We start from the raw sequence: 6,780 nt of genomic DNA on the forward strand, positions 1-6,780 counted from the left end.
GTCAGATTGTCCAGTCTCACTTGGCAACGTTCCATTGCCTGTTCATCCAATGGTTTAATGTTTTTAATGGTTGTTACTATATCTTCAATCATGAATCTGCCCCTCTCCGCGACCATTATTAAGCAATTTAATAGCTGCCCTTAATAAATCTATGGCTACCGAAGCACCGATACCTTCGCCCAAGCGGACACCCATGTCAATAAACGCTTCGCGTTCAAGACAGCGTAAGGCAATAATATGAGCCGGCTCACCAGATAGATGGGAAGCAAACAGATACTCTCTGCTTACAGGATGAATGGCATTGGCGATTAATGCTGCCGCCGTAGTGTTAAGGCCATCGACAACGACAGGACAACGATTAGCGGCCGCACCCAGAATAACCCCCGCAAGTGCCCCAATCTCAAACCCACCGACCTTAGATAACACATCAAGACCGTCTTTGGCATCCGGCTTATTGATAGCTAAGGCGCGGCGCACTACTGCCAGCTTGACCTGCATACGGCTATCCGATATGCCAGTACCTCGACCAGTAACTTTCTCCGGTTCTAAACCAGTAAACGCACCTACAATGGCAGCACTTGCTGTCGTATTGCCAATGCCCATTTCCCCTAAACTAAAGCAGTTATAGCCTTCAGCCACTTTGCAATTAACAATCTCAATACCTGTTTCTATTGCCTGTTCAGCCTGTTCCCGACTCATAGCAGGTCCTTGCGTAAAATCTTGAGTACCATAAGCGATCTTCCGGTGCCACAGCCCAGGCACATGAGATAAATCACCTGCCACCCCGACATCCACCACGACCAGCTCAGAATCACTGAAATTGGCAAAAGCGTTGGCACTGGCTCCTTTAGAGATAAGATAATTAGCCGTCATATGAATTGTCGTTTCCACTGGATAGGCACTAATTCCATGTCTGGCAACCCCATGATCTGCCGATGCTAGCACCATACAACTGCGAGGCAAAGGAGGCTTCGCCTCCCCCGTTATGCCTGCGTACTGTTTGACCATTTCGCCCAGCCGCCCAATACTGCCTGCGGGTTTTACTATCCGGTCGAGACTATCTTGTACCTGCTTCATAATCGCAGTATCGGGTGCAGTAATTTTTGACAAGGTATCTTGCAATAAGCTCATAGTAACCTCCCATTTTTAAGTGCGACATACCTGATAACCAAATTCGACTCTTGATAAACTTTGGGCAAAAACAGAAGTCTAAATTTTTCGTTAAAGGAAAGTCAAAGTTTCCTTATTTACATATCAACTGTTAAAAAACGAAAAGGCTCTTTTGGTCAATTCCAAAAAAGCCTTCTTTTCCATGAAGATGCTTAACGGCGTAAGGCAGGTCTCCTGGCTCCCGGATCATCAATACTTACGCCTTCCCCTTGACGAGTGGCATATGTAAGTTCTCCCCTGGTACAGTGGCGGGCCCGCGCTTATATATGGTTTCGGTAAACCATACTCAGACTTCCCTATTCTCCTCCGGTGGTTAACCGGTGGCACCTTAGCCTTCCCATATGCAATTCTAACCACATTATAACAAAGCAATAAGAACAGCGTCAATAAGAATGAGCCAGGAATATTCCCGGCTCATTTTATTCTTCAATAGGTGTAGTATCGTGTATTGACTAAACATATGCATAGTATATATCTGTTTTACGGTTTAACCGTAGCCTTATACACTTGCTTGCCGTCTTTCATCTCAATAATAACGGCACTTTTCACAGCATCATGGGTAGCATTTAAAGTCGTTGATCCAGTAATAGCAGGAAAATCTTTAGTTGCGGCAAGTGCATCACGAATCTTTGCCGGCTCCAAACTATTTGCACGCTTGATGGCATCGATTAATACATTGGCAGCATCATAGCCAAGTACTGCCAAGGCATCAGGAACTACGCCATACTCTTTTTTGTATGCTTCAACAAACGCCTGCGAGGCTGCACTCGTATCATCTACCGAATAGTGATTTGTAAAGTATGTGTTATTTAAAGCGGCGGCAGTTCCGATTTCTACCAATTTAGGAGAATCCCAGCCATCACCGCCAACAATCGGAACAGTAATTCCTAGTTCCCGAGCCTGTTTTACAATCTTACCTACTTCTTCATAATAGCCTGGCACATACAGAACCTCAGGGTTTAGCGCTTTTATCTTGGTCAAAATAGTCTTAAAATCCTGGTCTTTCTGCAGATAAGCTTCCTCCGCTAGTACAGCGCCTCCACCTTTAGTAAAAGCCTCTTTGAAGAAAGCAGCTAATCCTTTACTATAATCGCTGCTGTTGTCAATCAAAATGGCAGCTTTTTTAAGTTGTAACGTGTTGAGGACAAAGTTTGCCCCTACAGTTCCTTGGAACGGATCAATGAAACAAACACGGAATGTATAGTCTTTTACCTTATTGGTTTTCTCATCAACGGTTACTTTGGGGTTGGTAGCACCTACTGCTAAAAACGGAATTTTCGCAGATTCAGCTACATTAGAAGCGGCAATGGCGTTAGAGCTGGCAAATATGCCTGTAACTGCAACGACTTTGTCCTGGGTAACCAATTTGGTCATGGCGTTGGCCGATTCTGATGGTTCGCTTTTGTTATCGGCAATAATGGGAACAATTTGCTTGCCAAGCACCCCACCCTTGGCATTGGCTTCTTTGATAGCCATCTTGGCTCCATTGGCGGAAGAATTGCCCATGGTAGCGTTACCACCAGTCATTTCATTTAAAATACCAATTTTGATATCATTGGAAGACGTGCCGCCGCAACCCGCCAATATACCAGCCATGAACAGCATTACTGTCAATAGGACTGTCAGTTTTATGCTTGTCTTATTCATTTGTAATTTCTCCCCTCTTTTTTACATAAACATATTTTTTAACAACAAGATTACAGTAAGAGAACCATTGCAAAATACTATAAAAGTATACTGGATAAATACTTTTATAGTATTTTTTTAATCTTGTTTGTCCTAGTTCTACATTATATTACATGATTTAGTATTTTACAATATAAATTCTACTATTTGCTACAATTAATCTTCTTATTTTTACCGCTTGTACTCATCGCAGGTACATCGTTTGAATTAGTCTACTAAATAAAGAGTTGCACTTATTTACTTATGATTTCTGCAAAAAAAATAACATATATGCACTAAATTATGGTATTATTAAAATAACACTCTCATTAAACAAATGAGGTTGTTAGTTTGTCCAGTAGAATTATATGTAAACATTTTTGGGGTACTATATCCACTGAATACTGCAAGCAATCACAGCATATGAATATACAATTTAAAAATTAACGGAAAGGAAGTTGTTAATGACCGTAGACATGTTAGAAAAACTACAAGAATCAGCTCAGTCGGTTTTGCCTGTCAGCGCCATTGTACTTGCCTTACATTTTACATTGGTTCCTATGCCGTTTTGGTCTTTGATACTGTTTATAACAGGCACCCTCCTGCTCATCATTGGAATGAGTATTTTTACCATGGGGGCCGATATGGCAATGCTGCCTATGGGTGAATCCATTGGAGCGGAGTTGACCAAGTCCAAGAACATTTGGATTATAATTGGTTGCGCTTTTGTCCTTGGTGTAGTTGTCACCATTGCTGAGCCTGATCTTCAGGTATTAACTAAGCAAGTGCCTGCGGTTCCGGATATGGTACTAGTGAGTTCAGTGGCCTTTGGCGTAGGTGCGTTTCTGGTTTTGGCACTGCTCCGCATTTTGTATCAGTTTCCGCTTTCCTATATGTTCATCATCTCGTATGTTCTGCTATTCATTATCGCTGGAATAACAGCTCCGGATTTTTTAGCTGTAGGCTTCGACTCAGGTGGCGTAACTACCGGCCCCATTACCGTACCTTTTATCCTTGCTCTAGGTATTGGTATTTCAGCAGTAAGAGGCGGCAAAAGTTCGGAGGAAGACAGCTTCGGCCTGTGTGCATTGTGTTCCATTGGACCAGTTCTGGCTGTCCTCATCATGGGCATGTTTTATGATGTATCAGCCTCCGGATTTGCGTTGGAAGCAAACGTACATGTACATGGGCTTAATGAATTATGGGAAGCGTATAAAACAGGTTTTATTCTCTTCTTTACTGAAGTTATCACTATTCTTCTACCCATTGTAGTCATTTTTATCTTATTCCAATTAATTCGGCTGAAATTATCCAAAACCAAGCTGATACGGATTTTGATCGGGATTGTGTACACCCTATTCGGTCTCACCATATTCCTGACTGGTGTCAATATTGGTTTTATGCCTGCAGGAACTTATATCGCAAAAGAAATTATGTCATTACCCTATAACTGGATACTGCTTCCTTTGAGCGCTATCATCGGTTTTTTTATTGTTTACGCTGAGCCTGCCGTTCATGTACTCAATAAACAAGTTGAGGATATAACCAGTGGTTCAATTTCCAAAAAGATGATGATGATGGGATTATCACTAGGCACAGGCGCAGCTTTAATATTATCAGTTGCTCGAATTTTAACCGGAATTAGTATTTGGTACTTTTTGCTTCCAGGATACCTCCTGGCGTTAGCATTAACCTTTTATACGCCAAAAATATTTACGGCCATTGCTTTTGACTCCGGCGGCGTAGCGGCAGGAACCATGACTGCAGCGTTTTTGCTCCCCTTTGCGGTAGGTGTCTGCGAAGCGGTTGGCGGTAACATTATGACCGATGCCTTTGGCATTATTGCGTTGGTTTCTATGATGCCGTTAATCACGATCCAAGTTGTTGGGATCATCTATAAGAGAAAACTTATGCATAATGAACAACTGGAAGAAAATTTGCATACCGATATATTATTCCCCATCTCCTCTGCATTTGAGGAATTCGACAGTACTGACAATTCATTGTCAGACTCAATAAATAAAAATTCTATCAATTTAGATGAGCCAACGAATCAGAGTGACTTGGTTTTTAATACAACACATGCTAATATAATAGAGTTAACCGTTAATACTCAAAATGAACAGCCAGCAACGGCTGGCACCAGTCATATCACGCCTCATAGTACCGAAATTGCTACCGATCCCTGCTGCGAGGGTATCGCGGAAAACAGAGCCGACTGCGGCAAACCTATAACTTCCTCTAAAAGTGAACAAAATTATTAATCAGATGGCTCGAAAGGAGAATAAAAGTGCCGCAAACTCCATCATTGGAATTTGTAGTGATTATTGTAAACAGAGGCAAAGGCCAAAAAATCTCAGATTTTTTGGCTGATGCAGGCATACGATTTGACCTACTGGCTTTAGGTAAAGGAACGGCAGATAAAAAGTTTCTTTCCTATCTAGGCTTAGGGGAAACGGAAAAAGAAATTTTATTTTGCACTATGTCATCTGAACTTTCTCAAACGATGTTGAGCAAACTTGATGATAAAACATACCTTGGCAAGCCTGGCAAAGGTATTGCATTTAGCATACCTATAAACAGTGTTGTAGACGCAGCACTACAAGTAAAAATGCTGGGCACTCCCTATAATCAAGGAGGAATCTCTATGGAGAATTCGCATAAATATGATCTGATTATTGCCATCGCCAATCAAGGTTATGCGCAAGAAGTTATGGATGCCGCAAAGTCGGCTGGCGCAACTGGAGGTACTATTGTACATGCACGCGGTGTTGGATTACAAAATGCCGAGAAGTTTTTCGGAATCTCCATCCAACACGAAAAAGACATGCTGTTTATTTTGACGGAAACTCAGGCGCGCAATTCCATTATGACCGCAATTTCACAACATGCTGGACTGCAAACCGATGCCAAAGCCATCACTTTTTCCCTGCCTGTTAATGGGGTTGCCGGACTTCCCGAGCGCATGCTCTTACACACAACGGAAAAACACGTGTAGTACTTTGGGGTATAATATCAAAAGGCTACAATTGGTGCATTATTGGATTCACCAGTTGCAGCCTTTTTCTTTTTACATTTTATACCATAGTAACGTCTACTTTAGTAAGACAAACTATATTATCATATTATATTTTATAAATCCGTAAGCATCACTGTCTCTATCTTTATTGACACTCCAACAAAAAGCTTGTTACAATAATATTCGACAATTCGTATTTGTAGTTTTAAAATGTGAACCATAGATTTCTACGGTCAGTACATCCATGTCCTCACTCCCTGGAAAACACAGCTTGCTCTGACCACAGACAAGTTAAAATGTTCCAGTTCAGACAACTGTCTGAATAAATATAGATGGATAAGTTGGCAGTATATGCTGTAAGGTTACCCCATTCTGACATCATAGGAGGTTTTAACTTGCCGCACAAATATCCCAAAGTTGCTATTTTGAAAAAGTATTTATTTTTGTTTCTTGGTTCTATATTAACAGCAATAGGACTAGAAATTTTTTTAGTGCCCAACCAAATAATCGATGGCGGTGTCGTCGGGTTATCTATCATTGCCAGCCATCTTACTTCCATATCACTGAGTTATTTTTTGGTTTTATTTAACTTGCCTTTCCTGTATATAGGATATAAACAAATAGGAAAAACGTTTGCCATATCTACTATTTTTTCGATTTGCTCTTTATCCTACTGGGTTTCCGTTTTTCATCCCATTCCCGAATTAACTGACGACTTATTTCTGGCTGCGATTTTTGGCGGTATCATTGTCGGGCTGGGCGTAGGCACAATAATCAGAAACGGCGGCTCATTAGACGGCACTGAAATCATAGCCATCATTTTAGACAAAAAAACCGCTTTTTCCGTTGGCGAAGTCGTCATGTTCATTAACCTGTTTATTCTGGGCAGTGCCGGCTTAGTATTTAGCTGGGATAAAGCCATGTAC

At 41.4% G+C, this 6,780-nt stretch carries 5 protein-coding genes and 1 riboswitch; of the genes, 3 read left to right on the forward strand and 2 right to left on the reverse strand.

Annotation, left to right across the window (positions count from 1 at the left end):
* Nucleotides 1–84 precede the first annotated feature (84 nt).
* Complete coding sequence (gene cobT / locus AC29Z1_RS00005) at nt 85–1,131, reverse strand: nicotinate-nucleotide--dimethylbenzimidazole phosphoribosyltransferase (protein WP_488269398.1); 1,047 nt, start codon at nt 1,129–1,131, stop codon at nt 85–87.
* 186 nt (nt 1,132–1,317) lie between these two features.
* Nucleotides 1,318–1,516, reverse strand: a riboswitch (cobalamin riboswitch).
* Nucleotides 1,517–1,650: 134 nt separating this feature from the next.
* On the reverse strand, nt 1,651–2,817 hold the full coding sequence (locus AC29Z1_RS00010) for an ABC transporter substrate-binding protein (protein WP_488269399.1): 1,167 nt from the start codon (nt 2,815–2,817) through the stop codon (nt 1,651–1,653).
* 482 nt (nt 2,818–3,299) lie between these two features.
* Between AC29Z1_RS00010 and AC29Z1_RS00015 the strand changes: the two genes are divergently transcribed.
* From AC29Z1_RS00015 to AC29Z1_RS00025, 3 genes are all read left to right on the forward strand, one after another.
* The gene (locus AC29Z1_RS00015; RefSeq protein WP_488269400.1) at nt 3,300–5,099 is read left to right on the forward strand and encodes a DUF1538 domain-containing protein; all 1,800 of its coding nucleotides are present in this window, start codon (nt 3,300–3,302) and stop codon (nt 5,097–5,099) included.
* A gap of 26 nt (nt 5,100–5,125) precedes the next feature.
* Nucleotides 5,126–5,833, forward strand: a complete 708-nt coding sequence (locus tag AC29Z1_RS00020) for a P-II family nitrogen regulator (RefSeq protein WP_488269401.1) — start codon at nt 5,126–5,128, stop codon at nt 5,831–5,833.
* 416 nt (nt 5,834–6,249) lie between these two features.
* Nucleotides 6,250–6,780 (forward strand): YitT family protein (locus tag AC29Z1_RS00025; protein ID WP_488269402.1); only part of this gene is annotated, 531 nt, incomplete at its 3' end.

Source organism: Sporomusa sp., assembly GCF_057736855.1.